The organism is Paenibacillus sp. 79R4, assembly GCF_013393165.1.
Lineage (GTDB): Bacteria > Bacillota > Bacilli > Paenibacillales > Paenibacillaceae > Fontibacillus.
Genome location: NZ_QJOT01000006.1, coordinates 206,797 through 233,161, shown reverse-complemented (window position 1 = coordinate 233,161; position 26,365 = coordinate 206,797). Strand labels below are relative to the sequence as shown.

21 protein-coding genes are annotated in these 26,365 nt (G+C 48.5%); 2 read left to right on the top strand and 19 right to left on the bottom strand.

Features of this window, described 5'->3' with window-relative positions; all coding sequences use genetic code 11:
• Positions 1–35: 35 nt before the first annotated feature.
• From DMN77_RS10705 to DMN77_RS10660, 10 genes are all read right to left on the bottom strand, one after another.
• Entirely contained in the window at positions 36–410 is a 375-nt protein-coding gene (locus tag DMN77_RS10705; RefSeq protein WP_179014990.1) for a VOC family protein, read from the bottom strand.
• Between the two features lie 134 nt (positions 411–544).
• Positions 545–1,105 carry a DUF1697 domain-containing protein gene (locus DMN77_RS10700; RefSeq protein WP_068781263.1) on the bottom strand — a complete coding sequence of 187 codons (561 nt, stop codon included), beginning with the start codon at positions 1,103–1,105 and terminating at the stop codon, positions 545–547.
• Between the two features lie 235 nt (positions 1,106–1,340).
• The gene (locus DMN77_RS10695; RefSeq protein ID WP_068781264.1) at positions 1,341–1,757 is read right to left on the bottom strand and encodes a hypothetical protein; all 417 of its coding nucleotides are present in this window, start codon (positions 1,755–1,757) and stop codon (positions 1,341–1,343) included.
• A gap of 219 nt (positions 1,758–1,976) precedes the next feature.
• On the bottom strand, positions 1,977–2,477 hold the full coding sequence (locus DMN77_RS10690; protein ID WP_068781265.1) for a DUF4358 domain-containing protein: 501 nt from the start codon (positions 2,475–2,477) through the stop codon (positions 1,977–1,979).
• A 4-nt stretch (positions 2,478–2,481) separates the two neighbouring features.
• A complete protein-coding gene (locus tag DMN77_RS10685; protein ID WP_068781266.1) occupies positions 2,482–3,621 on the bottom strand; it encodes a DHHW family protein in 1,140 nt (379 codons plus the stop codon).
• Positions 3,622–3,633: 12 nt separating this feature from the next.
• A complete protein-coding gene (locus DMN77_RS10680) occupies positions 3,634–5,040 on the bottom strand; it encodes an MBOAT family O-acyltransferase (RefSeq protein WP_068781267.1) in 1,407 nt (468 codons plus the stop codon).
• Positions 5,041–5,076: 36 nt separating this feature from the next.
• Entirely contained in the window at positions 5,077–5,748 is a 672-nt protein-coding gene (locus DMN77_RS10675) for an SGNH/GDSL hydrolase family protein (protein ID WP_068781268.1), read from the bottom strand.
• 183 nt (positions 5,749–5,931) lie between these two features.
• A complete protein-coding gene (locus DMN77_RS10670) occupies positions 5,932–6,783 on the bottom strand; it encodes a polysaccharide deacetylase family protein (RefSeq protein ID WP_179014860.1) in 852 nt (283 codons plus the stop codon).
• 137 nt (positions 6,784–6,920) lie between these two features.
• On the bottom strand, positions 6,921–8,735 hold the full coding sequence (locus DMN77_RS10665) for a sensor histidine kinase (RefSeq protein WP_179014858.1): 1,815 nt from the start codon (positions 8,733–8,735) through the stop codon (positions 6,921–6,923).
• Positions 8,732–9,409 (bottom strand): response regulator transcription factor, encoded by a 678-nt coding sequence (locus DMN77_RS10660; RefSeq protein WP_179014857.1) that lies wholly within the window; start codon positions 9,407–9,409, stop codon positions 8,732–8,734. The genes DMN77_RS10665 and DMN77_RS10660 overlap by 4 nt, the downstream gene beginning before the upstream one ends.
• Positions 9,410–9,635: 226 nt before the next feature.
• On the opposite strand from DMN77_RS10660, the gene DMN77_RS10655 reads away from it, so the two are divergent.
• Positions 9,636–10,811 carry a serine hydrolase domain-containing protein gene (locus DMN77_RS10655; RefSeq protein ID WP_179014856.1) on the top strand — a complete coding sequence of 392 codons (1,176 nt, stop codon included), beginning with the start codon at positions 9,636–9,638 and terminating at the stop codon, positions 10,809–10,811.
• Positions 10,812–11,049: 238 nt separating this feature from the next.
• Here the strand turns inward: DMN77_RS10655 and helD are convergent, their stop codons facing one another.
• The 4 genes from helD to DMN77_RS10635 form a co-directional block, all read right to left on the bottom strand.
• Positions 11,050–13,455 carry an RNA polymerase recycling motor HelD gene (gene helD, locus DMN77_RS10650; protein ID WP_179014854.1) on the bottom strand — a complete coding sequence of 802 codons (2,406 nt, stop codon included), beginning with the start codon at positions 13,453–13,455 and terminating at the stop codon, positions 11,050–11,052.
• Between the two features lie 478 nt (positions 13,456–13,933).
• On the bottom strand, positions 13,934–14,260 hold the full coding sequence (locus tag DMN77_RS10645) for an AzlD domain-containing protein (protein ID WP_068781274.1): 327 nt from the start codon (positions 14,258–14,260) through the stop codon (positions 13,934–13,936).
• On the bottom strand, positions 14,251–14,982 hold the full coding sequence (locus DMN77_RS10640) for an AzlC family ABC transporter permease (protein WP_068781275.1): 732 nt from the start codon (positions 14,980–14,982) through the stop codon (positions 14,251–14,253). The genes DMN77_RS10645 and DMN77_RS10640 overlap by 10 nt, the downstream gene beginning before the upstream one ends.
• Before the next feature lie 69 nt (positions 14,983–15,051).
• Positions 15,052–15,939 carry a helix-turn-helix transcriptional regulator gene (locus DMN77_RS10635; RefSeq protein WP_179014853.1) on the bottom strand — a complete coding sequence of 296 codons (888 nt, stop codon included), beginning with the start codon at positions 15,937–15,939 and terminating at the stop codon, positions 15,052–15,054.
• Positions 15,940–16,067: 128 nt separating this feature from the next.
• Between DMN77_RS10635 and DMN77_RS10630 the strand changes: the two genes are divergently transcribed.
• Positions 16,068–16,670 (top strand): DapH/DapD/GlmU-related protein, encoded by a 603-nt coding sequence (locus tag DMN77_RS10630; protein ID WP_068781277.1) that lies wholly within the window; start codon positions 16,068–16,070, stop codon positions 16,668–16,670.
• 407 nt (positions 16,671–17,077) lie between these two features.
• On the opposite strand, the gene DMN77_RS10625 is transcribed toward DMN77_RS10630, so the two are convergent.
• From DMN77_RS10625 to DMN77_RS10605, 5 genes are all read right to left on the bottom strand, one after another.
• Positions 17,078–20,335, bottom strand: a complete 3,258-nt coding sequence (locus tag DMN77_RS10625) for a hypothetical protein (protein WP_179014851.1) — start codon at positions 20,333–20,335, stop codon at positions 17,078–17,080.
• Between the two features lie 80 nt (positions 20,336–20,415).
• A complete protein-coding gene (locus DMN77_RS10620; protein ID WP_179014850.1) occupies positions 20,416–21,759 on the bottom strand; it encodes an FAD-dependent oxidoreductase in 1,344 nt (447 codons plus the stop codon).
• Between the two features lie 4 nt (positions 21,760–21,763).
• Positions 21,764–23,875 (bottom strand): MGH1-like glycoside hydrolase domain-containing protein, encoded by a 2,112-nt coding sequence (locus tag DMN77_RS10615; protein WP_179014848.1) that lies wholly within the window; start codon positions 23,873–23,875, stop codon positions 21,764–21,766.
• A gap of 36 nt (positions 23,876–23,911) precedes the next feature.
• On the bottom strand, positions 23,912–25,441 hold the full coding sequence (locus tag DMN77_RS10610; protein ID WP_068781281.1) for an extracellular solute-binding protein: 1,530 nt from the start codon (positions 25,439–25,441) through the stop codon (positions 23,912–23,914).
• Positions 25,442–25,492: 51 nt separating this feature from the next.
• The gene (locus DMN77_RS10605; RefSeq protein ID WP_068781282.1) at positions 25,493–26,365 is read right to left on the bottom strand and encodes a carbohydrate ABC transporter permease; all 873 of its coding nucleotides are present in this window, start codon (positions 26,363–26,365) and stop codon (positions 25,493–25,495) included.

The following is a 26,365-nucleotide window of genomic DNA, read 5'->3' as shown; positions in this document are numbered from 1 at the left end:
TCCTCGGATATAGCCCTCTTCCCCTGCCGCAATGCTTATCCCTTTTCTGCTACGGCAAAGTAATTTTCTTCATTATCCGCAAAGTTGAAGACTCTGCCGGTCGGGAGCTCCACAATTTCTCCAACTTTCACATTTTTATTTCCCAGATCACAATATAACTCATCGAATTTCTCAGTGAAGTACATAAGAGAAGGCGTTCCCAGATTCATGTCCGGGTTCATCTTGGCAACGAGCGCTTTACTATGAAGGACTATGCTGGTTGCTGCACCTTTTGGCGCGATTTCGATCCAGCTCATTGGACCCTGAGTTACTTCCGCGATAACCTCGAAGCCTAATTTCTCTGTCCAGAAATCCCTGCATTCAACCTGGTTATTTACGTATAACATAACTTGACCAATCTTGTTAATCATCATATGCCTTCCTCTTGAGTAAGTCCTTCATAACGATTCCCCCATTACGTCTTACCGCCCGGATCGATAAATTCGATCATGGTCAAAGTAGGGCTCGTCCGAGCCTAATGCAGGATAACCCAATTTTTGATCGCTTATACTTCCATAGATTTTGCTAAGTCACGGAGCTTGTTCATTGTTTTCCAATTGCGCACGGTTGAAGGTACAATCATCTTGGCAAGTTGATTGGCCAGCTTGGAATTACGAACGCCTTCACGGAGCAATAAATAAACTTCCCGACCTTGAACATGATATTCATCAATCTCCGAAGCAAATGCTTTAAGCCGTTCGATTCTGTCTGGAGCAGGTGCATCGAGCAGCATAGCGACATAAAAAGTCTCCACCTGGGCTGATGCCTGCGCTTCGGTGAGTACTTCCGCAGAGAATGGACAGCTTTCAATCATTTGATCCAGCTCTTCAGAGGTTCGGATGATAACGGTGACTGAAATAGAAAAAACCTTCTCGATTTCATGTTCTATCCGCTCGCGTAATGAATCTGCATCCTGCTCCGCTTCAAACAGCACATTGCCGCTTTGAATGTACGTTTGTACTCGTTCGAAGCCCATCGATTGGAACATACTTTTCAATTCAGCCATCTTGATTTTATGATGTCCACCTACGTTGATTCCCCTCAATAACGCAGTGTAAATGGCCATTAAGTCACCTCTCTGTTTGTTATTTATGAACCTTATATAGGCATTTGTCATATGCGAAGACAAGATATCCAAATTTATGTATAAAGGAATATTGCAACAAAACGAGGATCTACAGCACGGAGAAACCCTGGTATCAGAAAAATAAAGCTAAGCAAACAAACGATGTAAGCCCCGTCCTTCCTTAGGCGGAGACTTACATCGTGAATAAAAAGCCGCGATTTCCATGACCTCTTATTTAATTGGCATCAGCTATTGCTTCCAGTTGTTGAATGGTATCTACATGGATCCATCCTCTTTCCCAACCACGCTCTTTTTGCAGGCGATCTTTGATGGTATCCTTCACTGCATTCTTATGCCAGGCCTGAACGACCATATCCCCTGTTCTGAGCTTCTTATCCCGTCCATGGTACTTATAATTTGCCTTAAACACTAACATATCGTCAGGACTTTCCTCAAAACTGCTTACTGTCTTGCCATCTTTGGATAGTCTTAGACCAAGAACCTTGTCGAATACCGATTGGGCAACTTCGATTTGATGATTGAGGAATTCGTTATCTGAAGCGTCTTTATGCTCACTCTGTAATTTAAGCAAATATTCCTGGACACCCTGTTTGATCAATGCTGCTTCTTCGCTTTTTAATTTTTCGTGCATACGTACACGCTCCTTATTCCTATTTATTTAACAGATGAACAGAAGAACCTTTGAACTTGGGTTCACTCTCGATCTATTATCGCAATTATCCACCTAATAAAAGTATTTTGCAATAAAAATTCTTTGACACTTTTAAACAATAAAGCGGCAAACGGTAAAATCAATAAAATCTTTACAAAAAAGGGAGCTGTCAAGCCCCTTATGTTTGTAAAATTTGCCTCAAAATGCATCGTCAAACGCACGCTCTATTTTGTCCGCCTCTTTGGAAACGGCGAACAAGACGAAAGGTCCCTTCGTTTTCAGGACATGATGTTCTACCCAATAATATTCGTCTGGCCGATAATCCTTGAATTTTATTTTCTGCGCATCGATTCGCTGTCGAATCTTAGCTTTGACGCTCTCGGCTTGACTGGCATCCTTAAGCTTGACGATAACCAATTCATCCGCTCTTACATTCGATGTTGAAATATAAAGAATAAAATCATCCACATTGTCCGCATTCAGCTTATACAATTTCTGCAGCTTGGTCCGATCTCCCGCTTTCAGGTCCTTCAAGCTCACAGCCTGTTCGATGCTTGCTCCGATTTGAGCGGCCGACAAATGGTCAGCCGTCCTGCCATCCTGGCCTGAACATCCGGTAAGCACGTAGATCGCAGCGATAATTACCAGTACCAGTACTACGGGGAAAAAACGGCTTCTATCCTTCCATGGTCTTCTCATACTATCACTCCGATAAATCATTTATTGATGGATCTTCAAAAAATGTGTTCACATTATAAAGCAGCAGCATGTCATCGATGTCGTGCTCATTTACGAACGTCGTTAACTCTCCGTCATAGTAACGCAGGTCTACCACATCAATTTCGCTAAAGTGCGGCAATAAGAACGGAATGAAACTGTTGGCATACGAATCTTTAACTACCAGCAGCTTTTTCCCGTCCGGATGAGCCGTTTGGATATGGACAAGCGCATGATTGCCATTCAGAAACACAGCATATTTATCCTTCTTTTGAAGCTGTTCCATTGCATATAACGTATCCGTGCTTCTCTGTTCATCGACATAGGTTACAGTATAGTTCTCCGGATCCTTCGGCAGATACAGATCTATGCTGTCGGGAGGCAAATGCCTGAACCCGCTCTTGGAATACAATGAACCATAAAAATTGGCGGATGCTTGGCGGATGCTATAATCTTCCTTACGCTGAGGTGTCAACCCCATTTGCCTGCAAAGCTCCACGTAGGCGATATAAGCACCTTCGGTCGTCCAATGATGATCTGTTTTATAAAATATAGGCAGCTCCCGTCCTGCATACAAAGCGGGAAACACATCAAGAAAATGAATATGGGACGGCAGCAAACGCCTGACTTTGCCCAGATAAGCTTCTTCATCGCCAACGATGGCATATCTCGGGAGCTTATCTTTATACAGAGCCGCTGCTGTTGGAACCAGCATCACAAACTTGTTCAAGCCGGGTGTGGCTTGATCAAACGCCTGAATAGCGTCCGCTTTCTCCTGCAGCTCCTCTTCGGTCGGGGGGATAAAATTCTGAATCAAATACCCGTCCTGGCCCAGATATATTCCGTTACTCTCCTTTTTCCCCGTAATGCGATCCGTATCGGTTTTCACACCGATCCAAATATCCCTATAAATAAATTGGTCAGACATGTATTTCTCAAAATCGGAAGTAAAGGTTCCCGACATTAGTGTTTTCAGTGAGAAAGCCGGCAGCTGCTCCAGCATCCGGTTCTCCGCTTCCGAGAATTCTCGGTCCGATGCCATAAGATTAAACGTGCTAACTACTCCTATAAAGAGCAGGAGCGATAACGCCAGCAATTTCCGATGGGTTTTGATAGGTTCGTCCATGGCCGCTCCCCCTTAAAATCGAAAATACAAAAATGGATTGTAGGTTTCATTTACTAAATAAGCGGTCGATAAAGTTATGAACAGAAGATAGATCAACGGAACAGTAATTCTGCCGGCGATCTGCCATTTCTCTTGCATAGACGATAAAATCTTTGCGGGAAACGGAGTGGCACAGAAGGCCAATACGACTAATAATATAGCATTTGTTGATAAAGCATAAAGCGCCTGCTGATCCGCCCAGCCATGCCCGCCGAAACCGAACATCACAGCGATGAAGCGTCCGGCGGATGTCAGAGTGTCCATTTCGAATAATACCCAGCCGATGATCACAACCAGCAGCGTATAGAGATGAGCGACAAAAGCAGGTCCGCGCTCCATCCACTTTAGCAGCAGCAATTTCTCAATCATCACGAAGAAACCGAAATACAGCCCCCACACGATAAAATTCCAGCTGGCTCCATGCCATAAACCGGTTAAAAACCATACAACCAACAAATTCCGCAGCTGCTTCCTCAGCCCTGACCTGTTACCGCCAAGCGGAATATACACGTACTCCCGAAACCATGTGCCCAGCGAAATATGCCATCTGCGCCAGAATTCCGTCACACTCCTGGAGATATAAGGGTAGCGAAAGTTTTCCATAAAATCGAAACCAAACATTTTGCCAAGTCCGCGGGCCATATCAGAATACCCGCTGAAATCAAAATAGATTTGCAGTGTGAACGCAATGATGCCAAGCCAAGCAGATAACACCGACAATTGTTCGATCGGAGTGGCTTTGACGCTTGTCCACAATAGCCCCATATTGTTGGCTAAGAGCACCTTTTTGGCGAGACCTCTGATGAACAGCTCCGCCCCTTCGCCAAATCGATCCAGAGTCACCCTGCGGGAATCGAGCTGCCTGGCGATATCTCCGTATTTCACGATGGGACCGGCAACCAGCTGTGGGAACATCGTCACGTAAGCGCCAAAAGAGATAAAATTCCGCTGCACCGGCACTTTATCCAGATAGACATCAATCACATAAGACATCGTCTGAAAGGTGTAGAAGGATATGCCTACCGGCAGAGGCAAATCAGCGGCTTGGAGATGCAGATGGAACAGCTGGTTGAGATTGTCGACCACAAAACCGGCATATTTGAAAAATCCAAGAATCCCTAAACTCCCCGTCATAGAACCTATAAATATTGCCCTTGCAAGGGGCTTACGATGCCTATACTTATCGATCAGCAGCCCATTGAAATAATCAAACACAGTTGAAAATAACATAATCAGAATATATAAAGGCTCGCCCCATGCATAGAAGATCAGGCTAACTATAAGCAGGACAGCATTTCGAAGCTTCCTGGGCGATAGATAATAGATCAGAATGGTGAACGGCAGAAAGAGGAATAGAAAGATCAGGCTGCTAAAGACCAATATTCACACCTCCAAACAGATGGACCCGTTCTCATGCTATTTCACTTGATCCTTCAGCAGATCCAGCAATTTTGTATAATACTCGGGTTTAAAATGAATGCCGTCCGAATCGTACAAAGCGTCAGAGCCGCTTGTGAATAATGGGGACAGATCAACAAATCCGATGTTCTCCTGCTCTGCCAGCTCTTTTAATGCCTGGTTATAATCGCTGATGTTGTTGTATCTCGGCTCTTGCTTGACTGCTTTGGCAGAAACCGGGGTTACCGTCAGAAGCGTAATTTGCGTTTGCGGCAGCTTTTCCTTGATCCTGGCGATCAGCTTTGCATAGTTCTGTATCGAATATGCTATGGGGTTGTCTACAGGCCACAGAATGTCGTCCGATCCCAATTGAATATACACTTGCTTCGGACTCCGCTTGGTCAATTCATCGATATCTTCTAATGCAAACTCCGCCGTCTTGCCTGCACCTGCCAGCACATTTTCCTGTTTGAGAACGTCATAGAAGGATAACCCCTCGGTAATGGAATCTCCCATAAATACGCTATTTTTATAGATGGTTTGGTACCGTGTCTCGGTTAATCCGCTTGAATTCATGGCCTGCCCCTGAGCCACAGTTGTCGACTGCTGCTGTTCTGCGAGACTATTTCCGCATGCTGCCAAGCTGAGTGCAAGCCCCCCCAGAAGCACTATCATCATCATTTTTCTCATAGCTTAAATTCCTCTCTTTCTTTAATTTCAGAGCTTTATGGGCTCTGCTCTGTACAGTAAGGAGCCCTGCCCTTTTCGGCAATTAGACTTGTTCTTCCGGAACCAAGTGTAATCTCTGGAGATAAAGATAAAGTGCAGATCATATCAAAATCATTTGGAGAATTGCTAAAGCCAAGGCTACTTCTACAAACGATGATCCTTTTGAAAGTTCATAGGGAAATGCTGGTGATCGCCGTAAACCCTAAAGCGGTATCCTTCTTCTTTGTAGAATTCAATGATCTCCGGAAGAACCTGCAGCGTCTGCAGCTTTTCATGCATCAATACAACTTCCAAATCAACCTTGGTCGCTTTTTTGATGTTCTCCACAATCTGTTCCGGATGATCCTTCAGTTTCCAGTCGTTTGATTCAATGGTCCAGTCCCAGATTTTCATTCCTTCCCGGGCAATTTGGTCGCGCAGCCCCGTATCGTCCAACCCAGGCACTGAACCATACGGCGCACGCACCAAAAGTGGATGGGTACCTGTAATCTCATGGATCAGCGCCAGGTTGTCTTTCATCTCGGATACGAATTGTCCCTCTTCATACAGCTTCTTGTATTGATGGGTCATGCTGTGTCCGCCGATGTAATGTCCCTCATCAACCGCGCGCTTCACCGTGCTTTGCAAATCCTTATGCCGCAGATTGCTTCCTTGCATAAAAAAGGTCGCCTGGACGCCATGCTCCTTTAAAACGTCAAGAAACTTACCTGTCCATTCGCTCGGACCATCATCAAACGTTAAATAGACGATTTTGCCCTCCGGCCTGGCCTCCCCGTCTATCGGATCAGCCTTGCTCACCTTGCTCGCAAGTTGTTGGTACACCGGCTGCTCCCCTTGCTGCTCCGCAATCGAGGCTGTATTGAGCGGCAGTATCCATCTCAACAGGGCCAAACCAAACAAGCCGATGGCTGCAAACATAACTATTTGCCGCCTGCGCTGCTTAGCTCTTTTTTTTCTTTCTCTCCAACCTCGATCCAGATTTGTTCTTGCTGTCATTTTCAATCCATCTCCTCTCCCCATGTAAAAAAGAATAAGATAGAGAGATGTAGAAGAAGTGCAGATCATGTCAAATTCATTTATAGAATTCGATTTCCAGCAGGTAACAAGTGCAAAAAAAGCGCAGAACCGAAGTTCTACGCTTTTTTATTTAATTGAAAATAAAATATCACCCCGTCGGAGGTGTTAATTGCGCCATAGGGCACGCCGTGCATCTCCAGGATTTTCTTGGAAATGGCAAGGCCTAAGCCGGTGCCGCCGGCCAACCGCTGGCGGGAAGGCTCCCCGCGATAAAACCGCTCCCAGATCTTCTCCAGTTGCTCGTCCGGAATGCGTGTCCCTTTATTTTCAATGCAAATTTTTACGGTGTCCCGATCCTCCAAGAGCCTGATGAGTATGGATTCCCGCTCCGGTGTATAACGAATCGCGTTGCTGAGGAAATTGACAACGACCTGCTCAATCCGGCGCTCATTGGCCATCACTTCGATTGGCTTCAGCCACGTATTCAAATGCAATTGCTTCACCTCGATGTCCGTAGCCAACTTCTCACATACCCGATCGATAACGGCGTCGATATAAAAGAAATCCATAGCCATGGTATAAGTCCCCGACTCATATTTGGCCAATTCCAGCATGTCCACGATCAGCAGATCCATTCTTTTCACTTCGTCCTCCATCGCCTGGAAATAATAATCCCGTTTATGGCTTGCTACCCCATCCTTCATAATTGCCAGGCAGCTCTGGATAACGCTTAGTGGAGTTTTCAACTCATGGGATACGCCGGAGATAAACTCTTTTCTCGTATTCTCCAGCTGCTTTTCCTTCTCGATGTCCTGCTCAAGTCGAAGAATATGGGAGTGCAGGCGTTCGGAGAGCACGTTAATATTACGCGACAAATCCCCGATTTCATCTTTCGTTGTGATCGGAATTTTCTCCGAAAAATCAAGATCGGCCATTTGCCGTGTGGTACGGTTGATGCGCAGCAGCGGTCTAGTGATCTGACGGGAGTAATAGAACGATGCCAGCACGACGAGAAGCAAAGTGGCAACAATGATGTACACATAATAATTTTTGATCATCCCGGCGGCTTCATTAACCGGCTGGAGTGACGTCATCGCGAACAGGTATGCGGGATTTCCGTCGCGATCTTGAATGCGATCCACGAAAATTTTGTAATTCACATGGTTTTCTTCATAATCGATGATCCGATTGGCATTTTTACTATCCTCCAAGTCGCCGTACAGTAGATCCGCCTGGAAAGCCAGGACACGATCCAGCATCAAGTGATTGGTGTAACGCGGAACACCTGCCCCTTCCGGTATCCGAACCTTTGTAATGGTCCCTTTGATCAGAAATGTGGGATATTTCTCATGATATTGGATCGGGTTCTCATACCGGGTGACGATCTCGTATTCCTTTTTCACCATGTGTCGGTTTTCCAGGTGGCTCTCGTCTCTTAGGTTGGGATTGCCCATCCTCTGGATCACCGGTTGACCGTTCATGATCAAACCTTCCATAGCGATTTCCTGCCCTTCCTGAATCCAAGGAGTGAGGAACGGGTTATCGCTGCCGAAGTCCTCCACGTTGATTACACTGTATAGAGGGAGGGTCATGGTTTGATTGGAGAACATAATCTCATCCGAAGGGGCCAGCTTAATCTCCATGCTGAAGTCGTCGGTATATTTTAAATTTCCCCGGGTGTCCACGGTCGTAATCCAGGTGTTATACTTTTGATAAAAATCTTGCTCCAGCTTTGCCATCCCCTGTGTGTCCGCTGCATTATTCAGGTAGTTCTGTTCATAGGTTTGAAGCGCCGCGTTCACGTCCTTCACTTTCTGATGAACATAAAACTGCTTGAAAAATACGGTTTGCAAGGTAAAAATAACGGCAAGAATGAACAAGCATAACCCCGTCGTTAATAGAAACAGCTTAAGAACAATGCCTTGTTTCATAGCTTCTCCTCAAATTTATAGCCGGACCGAACAATCGTGGCAACGTGCTTGGCACGCTCCCCCAACTTGGCACGCAAATTACGGATATGGCTGTTAACGGTGCGATCGTCACCGACGAAATCATACCCCCAGATCTTTGTAATCAGCTGTTCTCGGGTAATAATAACGCCTTTGTTTTTCATCAGATAAGCTAGAATTTCAAATTCCGTATGCGTCAAACTGCAGTTTTCCCCATCTACGTTAACTGTCCGGGACGGAAAATGAATGGAAATACCGCTGGCGGATAATGTATCGTCTTCTTGCTCCCGATTCTGTTTGCTCTCCAAAAGCCGCTTCGCCCGTGCCAGCAAGATGGGAGGGCTGTAGGGCTTGGTTACATAGTCATCAGCTCCCAGTTCAAACCCCAGCAGGGTATCGTCCTCATCCGAACGGGCTGTTAACATAATAATTGGAACATTAGATATTTTTCGAATCCGTTTGCATACGGACCATCCGTCCAGTTCTGGGAGCATTATATCGAGTATGATTAAATCTACTGCATGCGATTGGAACAACTCCAGCGCCTGCTTGCCGTCGCCAGCCTCAAGCACCGCGTATCCTTCTTCCAGCAGATAATCTTTCATCACTTCCCGTAAAATAGGCTCGTCTTCCACAATCAATATCGTTCTTGTCATATAACTACCTCACCCTGTTTTTCTTGCCTCCCGAAAGCTTGAGACTTTTTTCCATTCTCCATATGAGTATAATTGGATGCTAGCATGTTTTCAAAAACCAAACAAATGCACTAGGGTGTTATTTCTTCTATACAACCGTCGCGAAAGCGCTTAATATTTTCTATAGTAAATGGCTTTACATACGCTACGCTGAAGTGAACTTATTCGTGAAGGGGTCATTGCAAACATGCTGGAACTGAAATTAGCCAACCAATTGAAAAAAACGCTAAAAGCAAGTATTGATCGTCAGGAAATCGCCGGTGCGAACTTTATGGTAATTAAGGATGGAAATATGGTTTTTTATCATGAAGACGGCTTGGCCGATATTGAATCGGGACGCCCGATGACCAGGGATTCTATCTTTCGCTTATATTCGATGACAAAGCCGATTACCGCCACTTCCGTCATGATGCTGCTGGAACGCGGGGAGATCGATTTATTCGATCCGGTAAGCCGCTATATTCCAGGATTTAATAACCCGCAGGTCGAGAACAACGGTGAATGGGTACCTGCCAGTCGCGAGGTTAATATTCATGATTTGCTGAACATGACATCGGGATTAGTATATGGTGGAACCGATCAGGCTGGGCAATATACCGAAGCACTGTTTCAAGAAATGAACGAGCGATCGTATGGTGAGAATCCCATGAGCACCCTGGAGTTCGCAAACCGCCTGGGGCAGGGCCCCCTTTCGTTCGAGCCAGGATCGAGCTGGCAATACGGAGCGTCAGCGGATATCCTTGGCGCAATTGTAGAGTCGGTCAGCGGCATGCGATACGGCGAGTTTTTGCAAAAGGAAATTTTCGACCCATTAGAGATGAAAGATACCGGATTTTGGCTGCCTGAGGAAAAAAGATCCCGCCTGGTGAAAACCTATCAGGATGATGGTGCAGGCGGCTTGAAGCTGTTTGCGGAAACCCATCTGGGAATACAACATCAGATGGATCAGCAGCCCGCATTCGAATCTGGCGGAGCGGGTCTGGCGTCTACAATTGACGATGCCGCCCGGTTTACAACGATGCTGATGAATCAGGGAAGCTGCAACGGTATTCAGCTATTAAGGCCAAGAACTGTTCAATATTTAACTTCAGCGGCTCTCACGGACTGGCAGCAAAAAGGCTTTGATACATGGCATACTTTCCGCGGCTATAGCTATGGCAACCAAATGCGCATCATGACCAACCCGGAAAAAGCCGGATTGATCGGCAGTTCCGGCGAATATGGCTGGGACGGCTGGCTTGGAGCATACTTCTGCAACAGCCCTCAAGACGGTCTGACCATCCTGTTTATGATCCAGAAAAAAGATGCCGGTACGATGGCGATTACACGCAAGCTGCGGAATATCGTGTTCAGTGGTTTGTAAATTGTGTTGATTTAATAAAAGATAGACTTGGTCGGTGAACTGGCCAAGTCTATCTGCATAAGGAAACTTTCTCAATATTCTCCACCTGATTCCCAGACTCATTGAATGGATAATCCTCTAAGTCGGCCCATTTCATCTGAGTTGCGGTTTTCTGCGATCTTTCAGCCTGTAACGGACAATTTGGTCCATTACAAGGGCTGCATACCCAAAATGGAGCGCTAACGGACACTTTTGACCATTAAGCGTATAAATTGCGGTTTATGTTCTCCACAAAGGGCGTCCAATCGCCAGTCGAGTAGAGCAGCAGTTCATGCATGGCCCGCGTACAGGCGGTGTATAGAAGCTTGCGATCATTGCCGCGGCTATAGGCTTGAGACGAGGCTTCATAGATTAAGACGGCGTCGAACTCAATCCCCTTGGCCAGATATACGGGAATGACCATCACACCTTTATCAAACTGTATCGTCTGCTTCGTAATCAGCTGCAATTTTAGGCTTCCTTGTGCCTGCAATGATTCAAAGGCTGCACGGCTTTCCGCCGCTGTCTTCGTGATAACGGCAATCGAGTCATAGCCTTCGGCTTGAAGTACCGCAATATCTTGCAGTATCTGCGCATCACGTATCTCCCCGCCTTCTAATCTGGCAAGAATCGGCTTCGGTCCCCTTCTGTCAAACGGCACGATCTCCGACTCTTCCGGGAGCAGTTCCTTTGTGAACTCTACAACCTCCCGTGTTGAACGATAACTTCTCATCAGGCGGATCAAGCTGGTCTTATCTTCCCCATAAAGCCTGACCAGCGGCGAATCATCCCCATGCAATCTTGTAGACTGCGTGAAGATCGCCTGCGCAAAATCGCCGAGCACCGTCATGCGGGCACGAGGAAACAGCTTCTTGAGATATTCGTATTGAAATGCCGAATAATCCTGTCCTTCATCAATGAAGACATGGCGGATCTCCGTGTTCGTCCGAACACCCTCAATCAGTTCTTTTAAATACAAGTATGGAGTCGCATCCTCATAAAACAATTCATTCTGACCCAGCTTCTCTCTGGTTTGCCGGCAAATTTCAGACCATAGAGCAGGAATCTCCCCCTCTTGCGTCTTCTCTTGATAATGCGCCTCCGCTTCAAACAATTGGTCGTATAACCCCCGGACATCTATAAAAGATAATTTCTTCACGTTTTGTCTTACCGGTTTGAAGTTCTGCTTCACAATCCTCTGGCTAAGCGATTTTTTCTCCTGCTCGGCAAAGTCGAAGTCGCCTTCATCTTTCCGGCGCTTTTTGCTTATGATCTCGTACACTTCCGCATAACGCTCTGCAATATCAAACACTTCCCGATCCCTATGCAGCTCGCCTAAAACTTCCTCATATTGATCAATGTCAAGATATTGGAGTTCCTCCTCTACCCAGCAGGCTTCGCGTTCTTTGCGTTCCAGAATCGATAGCTCCTTCATAAGCCATTTCTGCAGCAGATCGATCCGATTGGCCAGGCTCAGGGTAAAGTCATAACTGTAAAATTGCGTGCTTATCTGCTCCGCAGTGATCAGATCACGGTCGCGAAACCGAATACTTTTAAAGAGCATTCCCTCCTGCCCTAGCCACAGGGCATAATTCTGCAAAGCTGTCAAGAAAGCCTCCGAAGCCTTGTATTTCATTCCCTGAAGCCGAGCCTCGTACTCCGGCATTGATTGTGCGGTCAGCACATATTCGATCTGATCGAACGGGTCCTCCAGGCGCAAGGATGAACCCAGCCAATATTCGAGGTACTCCTGGAAAGTCGTCTGCTGCATATTCTCCTCCCCCAGCTCCGGAAGTACAGAGGATACATAGCTGTTAAAGATCGGATTCGGCGAGAAAAGAACGATCTGATCGGCCTTGAGTGTATCGCGGTTCTTATACAATAGGTAGGCTGCACGCTGCAAAGCCGCAGAGGTCTTGCCGCTGCCGGCAGCTCCCTGCACAATAAGCAGCCGGCTGTGATCGTCACGAATGATCGCGTTCTGCTCCTTCTGAATCGTCGCTACGATGCTTTTCATTTGCGAGTCCGCGCCTTTAGACAAGACTTGCTGGAGCAGCTCATCACCGATCGTGACATTCGCATCAAACATGTTGCGGATTTGTCCATTTTGAATCTGATATTGCCGCTTCAACTCCATCGATCCCGTAATCCTGCCAACAGGCGTGTCATAAAAGGCCGTACCGAGGGAATGATCGTAGTAGAGACTGGCAATGGGAGTGCGCCAATCATACACCAGGAAGTTTAGTCCATCTTCTTCAACGAAAGAAGCTACACCGATATAGATATGCTCCGTCAAATTCAAGCCGTCCTCTTGAAAATCGATGCGTCCAAAATAAGGTGAGGGCAGCAGCCGATGCAAGCTCTTCCATTGCTGGCTGAGCATGCGATGACGGCGCTCCCGTTCGGATAAAACTGCGGCTTGCTGATTAATGTTATGGAAGGTCTCCTCAAAGTCCTCATCCGAGCTTGTGTTGACCGTTACTTCTTCCCAGAAGTGCCTGCGCATCTCCGAAGCCTGCTCACGCGTCCCGGTAACCTCCGGCTCCAGTTCGTAGATCCTTACTTGCAGCTTCTCTCTAACCTGATCCAGTCGCGCCTGCTCTATCTGCCATTCCTTCGCTTCCATATTCTTCTGAACACACTCCTTTTCATTCCGAAAAATGGGCATTGACAAATCAGAAGTCACTGGTGTACAATAAAATTAGGAATAGTAATTATAATAATCAGCTTCACTTTGATTTGAAATGCGCTATTGATTATATCATAGCGTTTTTAGTGTTTCAATTTATTTATTTTACTTGGTCATTTGACCAAGTTTTTTGTTTGACGAAACCCGACCGGCCTGAAATTTCTCGTCCCCTTCAAAGTTTGGGTTTACCCCTGATAAACCTGAAAAAGAGCATTGCCAAAGTTTCGCGATGACACAAAAACGGATGTCCAATTAAAGGCATCCGTTTCTTTTTTTTCAAATCTTTCTCTAAATCCTGAATGAATATAATTCTCTACTTTATAAAGTGAGCGTCCTACCTTGTTTTCAGTTCAACCTTACCTAAATAGGAATCGCCCTTCAAAACAGATCCTGACAGCGATCACGACTTCGCCTTTCAAAAAATGAAACGCAACACCATGATAGAAATAATACCGACTACTACAGTTCCTAGTAAACTCCGCGTGAATTTAGCCACAATGAAAGTTGGCAAGGCCGCCAATAACTCCAGGTTGCTGTGTAAGGGAGACAATTCTCCATTCTTCATAAGCAGCTCTTGTCCGACCAGCGCCGCCATGACGGCGATTGGAACATAATTCAACCAGCGCATTCCCCAATCCGGTATTTGTATGCGACTAAGCACAACAAGCGGAAGCACCCTTGGAATGAGGGTAACAATGGATGCCCCGATAATAATCAGAAGAATTGACCATCTTACTTCCATTTTTCCACCGCCATTCCAATTGTCGAGGCAATAATTGTAGCTATGATGACGCCTACACTTCCTGAGGTCAGCAGGGATACGCCTACAACAATGATCACTGCGCTTACAGCGACAACAATATCTACAGCCACTTTAGAACGGCTGACCATCAGCAGAACCAGCAATCCAATAAACATGGCTGGCAAGGCAAAGTCCAGACCAAATTTCTGGGGATCTGTAATCCACTGTCCCAAGAAGGCTCCGGCAATATTGGCGATGACCCAATTCAGATATGCGGTTATGTTTAGGCCGTGCATCCATTGATCACTGATGTATGTCTTGTTCGCGGTCTGAGCCATGGCAACACCAAATGTCTCATCGGTGAGCAAGGAGCCTATTAACATGTTCTTCAAGGGAGATAAATGGCGAAAATAAGGCGATAATGCCGCACTCAATAAAAGGTGCCGAAGATTCACAAAGAATATCGTAAAGATAATAGCCGAAGCGGAGCCATTTGCCGCCACCATCCCGGCAATAATAAATTGAGCGGAGCCAGCATAGACTAGCAAGCTCATCAGGGTGATCTCAGTGATGCTTAGTCCTGATGTTTTTCCCAGCACTCCGGCAGCAAATCCGATGCTCAAGTACCCCAATAAGGTAGGAATACAGTCTTTTACTCCCTGTAAGAAGCTCTCTCCGCTAACTTCAACCCCATGTTGCTTGATTTGCAAATTCTCTTGCATCTTATGATCCTCTCCACCTTTTCTCTATCTGTGTCTTCATTATAATAGAAAAACGGCCGATTTTCCGAGTTAATTACTAGTTATTGTTTTTCTGTACTCAGTTGGAGAGACTCCCCATATTTTTTTGAAGGTTTCAGCAAAATAACTTGAACTATTAAACCCGCAGGCAGCGGAGATTTCTGTCATATTAAGACTATCATTAGTCATGAAGTCTACACTTTTTTGGATACGGTAGCTGGCAAGGTACTCTATCGGCGATTTTTTCAAAGAATTTCTAAATAAAGTACAGCATTTACTACGGCCCACAGATCCAGCAGCAGCGATCTCTTGCAAACTGATATTTTCGGCAAAATGGGATTGAATGTACCCCAGCATATTTTTAAGAGCGTTCATATCCCTGGAGTACTCTTGGTGCAGTCCATGATAGCCAACCGTATTCTGATATAAAAGTAAAAATAATAACTCAAACTGACTGAGGGCCAGAAGCTCATAACCTTCCACTTGTGCATGACATAGCTCATACAGCTTTCTGATATAATCAAGCGCCTCCTTTTGCCAGACAATTTCCTCTCTGAACACAATGGCATTGCTCAGGTGATCCTGTAATAACGGCCGAATATATTTATTCTCTATATGAGAATTCCGCACCAGCAGCTGAGGGCTAAGCAATAACACGAGAAAATCGCAGTCCTCCTCCTTATGTCCATAGCCGTAGTGCAGCCGATTTGAGTTCACAAAAATACCTTCCCCTTTTTGAAGGGTATAGTTCTCCCCGTCCACAAAGTAGTTCATGGAGCCATCCAAAACATATATAAACTCCAAATCGATATGCCAGTGGCAGCTCGCGCTGCGATTATAAAAATAAGATAATTTGGATCGTCTCGTACGAATAGGAAGATAAGGTGTATCGTATTCAATGATTTCCGACAGATTTTCAGCAACATTTAGCTGTGCCATATTGCCCTCCCAAAATACGATTGTTATATAAATATGGTTAATTTCGATATAATCGAAAATTATTATGCACTATAATTATAAAATAATTCAATAAGATATCAATTCTGTGCAGAAAGAGGGTCGTAAGCATGTCTCAACGCGACAATATAAAAAATGGAAAGCTTTTTACGGATATGGGGGAAGGATTGCCGGAGGAACGCCTAAAAGGAAAAGAACGGGTATATGACTTTAACCAAACCAGACCCTCAGAGGCAGAAAAAAGAGCCGCCTTGGCTCATCAGCTCTTTGGGAGTTATGGGGCGAATTGCTGGATCGAGCCTCCCTTGCATATTTGTTATGGCTCCCATACGTTTATTGGAGACGGTTTCTATGCCAATACGAACTTGACTATTATAGATGACACGACGGTTACGATCGGCAAGGGCGTCTTAGTCGGGCCCAATGTAACGATATGTACGGTAGGGCATCCCGTTGATCCGGAATTGCGGGCGACCGGGCAAATGTATGCCTTCCCTGTCGTGATTGAAGATGGTGTATGGATCGGAAGCGGCGCCATTATTAATCCTGGCGTAACGATTGGCAAGAACAGTGTCATTGGCGCAGGAAGCATCGTCACAACAGATGTGCCTCCCGGTGTAATCGCCGTAGGGAACCCGTGCAGAGTGCTGCGTGAAATTAATGAAGAGGACAAAATTTACTATTATAAGAACCGGCGAGTAGAACCCTCATGAGCCTCTTGGTGAGAGACCGAAGCATCTACAAAAGCTTTTTCAGCTTAACGCTGATTATTGGTCTGCAAACACAATTACGATACAAAGCGGCAGAGATACAACCTTCGTGATATATAATGAGTTTATCTTGATGTGGCTGCTAATTTTGCCGGCCTCACTGCGGGGAGCATTTATGTTTAACTTCTCACCGGTGTTCATTTTTATAGTTCTTAAAAGCGATCAAATGCTTAAGTGCTTTTGTAGAGCTGGTCAAAGTAAATCGATCAAGTGATGGAGCACTCACCGAAGCGAAGTGGAATGGTAAGAGAAGAAAGAGGCAGCCGGTTTCCCGGCTGCCTCTGATTGCTTTAAATCCATATCCCGTTGCGTACATATCTCTTCATCACCCGCGGACAGAATCCTGCTCTTTACTGCACCAGTTGTGCGTGGCGGAACAAGGCAGGGTTCTTCGGCGTAGTGCCGACTCCCGAGCCCCACTGCAAGAAACCATCGCGAGAATCGCCACTGGAGCCCTGGTCATCGTCATTTACCAGGAATGATATGCCAAGGGGCTGCATCGGCGGTCCATTAAATCCAAGCGAAGCCCACGGGACGGAGATGACGTAATGCATAGTGCTGCCATCTTGAACGATGTCCGCTTGAGCGCCAGGGGTTGGGCCCGGCTGCTGGCCATCCGGTGCCGCGAAGGTGTAAACGGACGGTCCACTGTCGAGAAGCGCCGCCCCGATTTCAACGCGTTGCCCACCCTCCTGTCCTGGCACCCGGTCGTAAGTGCTGAACTGGATGGAATCGGTCTGCCATAAGGCGTCGGGCGCGCGCGCGCCGAAATGCTTGTCGTCCGTGATCACAGCGTCGATGATAAGCCCGTCGCTGTTATAAGTGATGCGCAGCTGCCCGCTGAGATCGCTGTTGCTGCTTCGCGTCCCGGAGAGCGACACCCATGCCGCTTGCGACGCCAGGTCGATGGCAGGCAATGTAGATTGGTCCGCAAGCTCAATAGGCGAGTAGGATATCGATCCGGCTGAAATGTCCGAACCGTTCCCGCTGGCAACGGTCACACTATAGCTCAAAGCATCAAATAACGGGACATCGGGGAGCGGAACACGCATCGAGACCATTCCGTTCGCAGCGATCTGAACCGCATCCGTCAGTTCCCCGGACACCGGACCGACTTGGTAGGTAACCTGGGTGGCCGTGAAGGCTTGGTTGCGATTATTTTTCAGATCAAGATCGAGAAAATAGCTTCGGGACGTTGCCTTCGATGTGATTGTTGGCTGAACGCTGATCTCGAACGGCTTTACGACATGGGTGGTTGCCCTCAAGCCGGCAACAAGGCTTGGCTCGTGTTTGTCCTTGCCTCCCTTCCCCGGCTTCACCTTCGTCACATCCACGGCTATGGTTCGCTGACCCAGGAGCAGGGACGCAGGGACATTGATAGTGGCGCTTGTTGCCTTGCCCGGGGAAGTGCGAAGCTTAACAGGTTGTGCCCCGCTGGCAATAAGCGTCAACTCATTAGGAAGGTCTGTCTTAGGGTTCGAACGATCTGCCGTCACCGTCACAGAGATCGCATCTCCTTTGATCGGCTGTCCGACAACTTTCATCGAGAGCGCTGATTGTGTTACGCCCAAGCTGTCAACTTCGCCGGTGACGTAAATCGGGCTGCCGTTGAGCGTGAGAATGATCTTGCCGTTAGTCGGATTTACCGTTTTTGTCGCCCCGTATTCATTCGTGACGATCAGAGGCTGGGTAGTGTTCAGAGCAGCGCTTTCACTGCCGGTGGACCACATGACTCGAGTTGTAGAACCTCCTCCCGTATACGGATATGAGTAGGCAGTATCGGAGCCGAGACTTTCGCGAGCTTCAATACCCTTTCCGGTTACCGCACGAATAAGCACGGCGTTTGTAACTGCCCCAGGCTTTGGGGCTACACCAACTACACCATCCACAGGTTGCCTGAACAGTCCAAAGTGATGCTCTCTGTTATTGGGGTCCGTCCCGTCATCCATAGCCGAGTACCAGCTGAAGACATCTACGCCTGCTGCCCTTGCCAGCACCTGCGCACGCACCAGATTGTCCGCCTGCTGCTGCTCCGTAGAGGCAGCGGCATAAGTTGGCCAGCCGTTCTCGGTTATCCATACAGGAACATGCCGATCCCCAGCCTCCTGCTTCACCTGCTGTACCAATGCAGGCAGCTTCGACACCAGCAATGTGCGCTCGGGCGGGGTATTCGCTCCCTCGAGAGCGTACCCGTAGACATTCGTTGCAAAAGTATCCATGTATTTGATACCGTTAGCCGCAAAAAAGGCATTATTCCAGTTATCGTCAATGGTGGATGGAATCGGGCCAATAACGTTCGCGTCGGGATTTCCTTCGTGAATCGGTCCATACATAGCCTGAAGCATCTGTACATAACAGGCTGCGGAAGTGCCGCAAGCCCCGTTGTTAAAGCCGGTGCCATTGAACTCGTTATAGACGTTGAAATCGCTGACCTTGCCTTTGTAATGCTCGGCAGCAGCCTTCCCGAACTGGCCGAATGCGGCCAGCCCCTCCTCGGAACTTGGTGTTTTTCCGTTGTCATAATTGGTGTTGCTGTAGGCCAGAACCCCCTGGGGAGTCATACCAAGTTCAAGAGCTTGCTGTGATCTGGCTTCAAAATCATATCCGGCCCAGTTGTACACGCCTGGCTGCTTTTCAATTAACGACCAGTTCACATCGCTTCGAATGTGACCGTAACCGATGGTCGCCAAAGCGTTCATCAGCCCGTCTTCCAGCGCTTTGTAGTGACCAAAATGAGTGTCGATCCCAAAAAAGGAATCGGGACTCAAGGCCCCGACTGGCGTCGGGGTCACAATGCCAAATGTGGTGGTCCGCGTTATCGGATGATCGTCAATGACGCTGGAGAAAGTGAGATTGTAGAATCCCGGACCCAGATCCTGTACGGATAGCGGAGCATGTCCGTTGGCACCCACAGGAATGGATCCCGTGCGAAGACTCGCACCCTGATCGTCTGCAATTTCATAGGAGACCGAGTCACCCACCGTCCCGAAGTCCAGGTTTGCGGATTGGGTGGTGAAGAGCAGGCTCGGATTCATTACGGATAGCGTTGGAGTCGTCGCAAAGGTCACCTGGATTCGCGCAAAACAGATTTCTGGCATAACGCCATTGATACTGTGAACGCGCAGACGGAAATCCGCACCGTTTGTACGATTGGCGAACTTGATTCCTTTCAGCTCAAAGATTTGGTTCTTCCAAGTCTGACTGCCGCTGGTGGGCATCCATGGAGTAGCTTGGTACGCGTTGTTTTGGCCGTCGTATTCAATGGCTACCGTCGTTGCCGCTGCGTCATAGTAGTCCACAGACACAATCGCATAGGTTGCGTCAGCAGGTTTTACTGTGCTTTCGACATCGACATACAAGTAAGGATTTAGCGGATCTTGCGATGTTGTCCAGCATGCCGTACCCTTCCTGGTCGTCGCAGCATGTGTCGGATCTTTGTCCGCATCCCCGGGCCAAGCCCTGTTAACCCCTTGGTATATCGGGGGCGAGCTGAGAATAACCTCGGCCTGAGGCTGGGCAGCGGCGGCCCGAGGCGCCGCCCCCGGAATAATACTGACGGATACCAGCAAAACAAGCACCAAACGGATCATCCATTTTTTCATGAACATGACTTTTCACTCCCTTATCTTGACTGGAATACAACCACCTCACTGTAAGCGTTTTCTAGGATGATGGGATTTTTACCATCTTATCGGGCCTCTTCTGCCCATGCAGGGCTGGCCGGCATAGCAATCCGCTTCACCTCCCCTTCGACAAATTGCCCCCGCAGCTGCAGGATGAACCGGATATGAGGGCTCTCCACCTGCCTGACATCCTGGAGCCCTTGCAAGACATAGAGCGCAGCGGCCGTTCCCGCCGCTTCCCCGATCGCACTGACCGAGGCCATAATCCGATAAGAACTGTGGGCTTCATGAGTACCGCTGATGCATCGGGAGCTTAGCAATAGATTGGTGCAGCCCTTGGGAATAAGCGAGCGGTATGGAATATGGTAGTAGCCTGGCTCCGGAATGCTTTCGAGCCGGCTAGCGCCTCCATCCGGACTATGAATATCCAGGGAATAGGCGCAAGCGGCCACCATATCCTCAAAGCGCCGGCTCTCAAGACAGTCCTCTGCCGTCAATTCATATTCCCCAACGATTCGCCGCCCCTCCCGGATTCCCAGCTTGGGGGCGATATATTCCAGCTTGGCATGATGGAAAGCCGGATGCTGCCGGATCGCTTCAAACAGCTCCTGCGCTTGGCGGATTCCTTCTTCCTTCCCCCGAATCAGCGTCTTCGGACGGGTCGGGTCTACATCCAGCACCGAGGTCGAATTAAACAGCAGGGACTCGCCGTCCGGATAAGGAAAACAGGTGATGCTCTGCCGCGGGTTGCTGGTGAGGCCTGCTGCTTTCCTATCAAGGTAATAAGGCAGCAGCTCCCTGCGCAGCGAATGAATGGCTGACCATTGCCGAATATCCGGCTCCTTCAGCCGGGAGCAGTCAACCCCGCTGACCTTGAAAGTCGCAGTGGCGGATTGCAGCCTGCCATCGCCTTCTCTGCCCAGCTTGTATTGCAAGCCCGCCAACGCGGAAAGATTGCCGTCGGCAGTGGCATCGAGATAGATTTTGGCGGTAACCGTTGTGGTCCGGCTGCCCTGAAGATGCAGACGGACAATTCGTCTGTCCTTCGTATCCACTTGGAACACCTGGCAGTGGGTCCATAACGTCAGGGTCGGTTCGGAGGCCAATAGCCTCTCATATGCAGCCTTCAAATCCCGCTCATCATAGGTTGGAACGAGCTTCTCATTGTAATGCGTGTACGAGGCGGGGAACAGTTCCCGGTGAATGCCGCTAGTAATCGGTCTTCCCCAGGAATCCCGGAAGTTGCATATTAAGGACACGCTTGAGAATACGCCGGTTCCCCCAACTTCATCGGCTTGCTCAAGCAGCAGCACCTTCATCTGCAATCTTGCGGCAGCAAGCGCCGCGCTGATCCCTCCGACGCCCGCACCCGCGATGATCATATCAAAATCATAAGACTCCTTGTTCATATGGTTATACCTCCTGAATGTGCAGCTTCTCTCCCCCTGCGGAAAACCGGCCTGCCAGCACCCGTTGCGGGGCACCGCTATAGACGATGCCGCCATCGCAGGAAATCTCGCAAAAGCCGGGGCTCATGCTGATGTCCAGGCTATGTCCCCGGAACAGGAAGCCAGAAACTCGCACCGAACCTTCTTCCGGCGGATTTGGATGTATCCACAAGCTGCCGTCCAATCCCGGTTCGATTCCCGCCATCCCGAACAGCAGAGCTTCCATCCCCGATAGACCTGCTACTACATTGGCCCGTTTATGCGCAGGTACAGCCGGTCGATCGCAATAATGCTCCTGCGGATAGTAAGGCAGATGCTGCCCCATCCACAATAAACGCTTAAGCACGTTCCACGCCGGCCCACTCTGGCCTTTTTCCCATAAAGTCAAAGCCAGCATCGGTCCGTCCCCGGTATATGATCCGCTGCCGGACCAGTCCGGATCGTTCTGCTCATAATGAAGTTCGTCCCTGGCAGATACACTGCTGACCCCGTAAGCGCCGAGGAACGCACCGTCTGCAACCTGTCTGAGCATTCCGTCCATCATCGTCCCGGTGCAGGCACCAAAGCGCATAGCGTCATAATATTGGATCGAGTAGATGATTTCCTCATGCCCTTCGGGATAGAGCGCTTTGAACCAGCCAGCCTCTTCATCCCACAGATGTTCCCGGATGGACCGCCGAATCCGCTCCGCTTTTTCCTGCCACTCCTTGATCGGCTCATGGTTCGCTTCCAAATGCGCTGCCAGCTCTGCCAGACGGTCGTAGCTCCAGGCCCGCTCGGCATTCGGGCTGGCTACGATATGCTCGTAGCCCGCTCCGCGCATTTCCAGCAAATTGTGCTGCAGGCCGTAATCCAGCAAATCATTCCACTCGGCCAGGTGCTGGTCATCATGCAGCGTCAGCAGCCTCACTGTCGGGAACAGCTCGCTCCCCTCCCCGTGAAGCAAAATAGCGGACCAGGCAAAATGGATAAAGGACCACATGCTATAGGAATAAGGAACGTCCGCTCCTCTGCCGCTTGGGGCAAACCGGGAGTGGCGGTCAATTCCGCTTGCCACCATCAGCCTGGCCAATTCCAGGCTTTTCTCCGGGCCAAGCAGCAGAACCATCGTCTTAGCTGCATAGCCGCCAACATCCCACGGATAGCAGCATATGCCTGCCCCCTCCACACCGGATACCGCAGGAAACGGCGTCATAGCAAACTCCGGGTTCTCCCATAAACAGACGAGACCGCTAATTAACGACCGTTTATAGTAATCTTCCAGACCGGGGATGTCGGATTGCAAGGAAGGCAGACGTTGGCCGGCTTCCTCCAATCTTTTCTTCCAACCCGCTGTTGTCCGCAGCTCCAGCTCTGCCAGCGTATCATCCGTGTTGTATGCCACTCCAGACTCGGTCATAAGGAGGGCCAGACGAACCTCCAGCTCCTCCCCATCGGCCAGCTCCGCTTCCCAAGCTCCTTCCTGCAATAGAGTTACTCGAGCCTGCTCATTCTCCCAAATTCCTGACACCGCAAAGGCCAGCTTTTCAGATTCGCTTTTGCTGCCATCGATCCCCAATTCCTGAGCGGGGGATGCTGCCGTCTCCGGCCAGCCATAGTCCCACCTGTCATAGGCCACATAAGCCGGTTTGTCTGGTGCTACTTGCGGACATAAGCTGATCGGTACCGAACTTCCGCTGCGGTTGCGGACGATTACCTTCAACACAAATCCATGAGCATTCAACAAGGGAACGAGCTCGCTGCGAACGCTTAAGGAAATCAACCTTTCCCTGACAAAATGGTGGTAGGTGCCTCGGCGGATAATCCGATCAGGGCGCCAGTGCTCTTCAGCGTAAAGCACTCCGCAGTCTCCCTTGCCCAGGTTTCCAGTATCCTCAATTTCGTGACCGTTCGCGAACATTCGAATCCCGATCTGCAGATTTTTAGCAGCAAAAGGGGGCGAGTAACACCCCTTGACCCCCATTACCGTATTTCGCTCTGGAGCTACGGTGCTATAACCGCTGCATACCCAAATATGCTCTTTAGGTGCAAGGCTAGCCCGCAAATCAAATGCAAAGTCCTCCAGCAAATAACTCATAACGCACCTCATTTTCTTGAAATAGCCATAGCCCGATTATTTCTCAGCCTGCTTTGCGTACAGCTCCGTGTAATCCTGGATCATTTGATCCCCACCCTGAGAGCGCCACTTCTCCACTTCTTTATTGAAGCCGTCTTCATCCAGAGTTCCCATAATGAATTTGACACGGGCGTCAGCGATGATCTTGTTCAGCTCCGTCCCCTTCTCCACCGCCGTTTGAGAGATCAAAGGCTCCACCGGGTTGGATATAGCTATGGCCTCGTTGTCTTTCATCATCGTGCGGAATTTATTGTCCGCTTCCCCTTTCCCTTTCCAGATCATCAGCGAGCCGTCATAGGTAGGCAGCTGCTTCAGCGGAGACACCTCATTGGCATACGCTGTCTGGTCAGAGATGGCCGGTTCGCCGTCTTCCCCCTTCGTGTAATGAACCCCTTCGATCCCCCATGTCCAGGTATACATCATTTCGTCATCGACGATCTTATCGAAGAAACCAAGCAGCTGCTTCAGCTCTGCCTCTGACTTGACTGTAGCCTTCGGAAATACAAACATTCCATTATACCCCGTGGTTGCAAATACCCGTTCCCCTTTTGGTCCTTCAATTCTGCTGAAAATATCGATCTTGGCGTCAGGATTCGCCTTCTTCAACTCGTTGCCTCCGGTGATCACAAAGTCAAGGGTTGTGAACAGCATCCCGGCCTTGCCCTGGAAAAATTGCTCTTGCTGTTTGCTGATTTTAGTGGCCGCAAAATCCTGATTTATCAGCTTTTCCTCATACAGCTTCCTATAGAACTTCATGGCTTCCATATTTTCCTCGGTCATAAACTCGGGTACCGCTTTGCCATCCTGAATATCCCATTGGTTGGGCGCACCGAAGAAGGAGGCGATGGTCTGGAATCCAAGCAGACCTGTGGAGCCTGCGCCACCGGAATCCTCGGCTTCTACCAGCCCGAATGTATCGTCTTTGCCATTTTTGTCCGGATCGTCTAGCGCGAATGCGCGAATAACATTGTAGAGCTCATCGATCGTCTTGGGCTGCTGCAGGCCAAGATTCTCCAGCCAATCCTGCCGAAAGGTGATGCCCTGGCGGGCCAGCGCTCTGGCGCGGTACAAACCATAAACCTTGCCATCTACTGAGATATTGTTCAGTACCTGTTCATTGGTGTTGTACTTGCTCAGGTTTGGATAGTCCTTAAGATAAGGTCCGATCTCCCAAAACATGCCCGACCGCTCCGCATTGATGATTGATGAGGATTTGGTGTCCGCGATCATCAATACTTGAGGCAGATCATTGGAGGCGATAGAAACGTTGATCTTGTCATTGTAGGCAGACGCGGGAACCCAAGTAATATTAAGCTTGGTATTCGTATACTCCTCGATCTTCTTGATAATCGGATTGTCAGCCTTGGGCGGCTCGGTCGAGGAATACTGATTCATCATGGTAAATGAAAGCTTTCCGCCTGCCTGTGAGCCCTTTCCTTCCTGATTGCTTCCGCACGCTGACAAGCTTGCTACTGCCAGAATGGTTAACAGACTCATTAGGAACACTTTGTAGCTTAGCTGCTTCATGTCTTACTCCCCCTCGTTATACTAAAAATATTATATTAAAAGATGAACAAGTCATCCCTTAACCGAACCCAGCAGCACTCCTTTGGCAAAGTGCTTTTGCAGGAATGGATATATGGACAGGATCGGAACGGTAGAGAACACGATAACCGCCATATTGATAATTTTAGATGGTGGAGGAGGCGCCTCATTCATATCAGACAACCCCTTCTCCGATAGAATCACAATCTGTCTTAACAAAACCTGGATGGGCCATTTTTTCGAGTCATTGATATACAAAATAGCGCTCAGAAAAGTGTTCCAATGCGTTACGGCGTAAAACAGGGAAAAGGTAGCCAGCGCAGGCAGAGACAGAGGGATAACAATGCGGAATAAAATCCCAAGGTCATTGCAACCGTCGATCTTGGCCGATTCCTCCAGGCCATCAGGCAGCTGCTGGAAGAAATTTTTGATAATGATCATATTAAAAGCACTGATCGCGCTAGGAATAATCAGCGCCCAGTAAGTATTGGTCAGGTGCAGCTCTTTGACAATCAAAAAAGTAGGCACAATCCCGGCGTTAAATAACATCGTGAAGATAACCATAAGCATGACGGGTCGGCGTCCATAGAGATCTTTACGGGCAAGCGGGTAGGCCATTAACACGGTCAGCAGCAGGTTGACCAATGTGCCGATCACCGTCACCCCGATGGTCACCGCCAGGCTGCGAAGCAATATCGGAGTGGAGAAAATATAACGGTAGCCCTCCAGCGAAAATTTTGTTGGAAATATAAGAAAACTCTTGGACAGCACCTCCTGCTCGGTCGCAAAGGAGATCAGGATGATGTAAATAAACGGAATGATCATCACCGCTGATACCACTAGCAGGATGGCGAGATTAAGTCCGTCAAACAGATGGGTGCTCCAGCTTCGATTCTTTTGATTCAT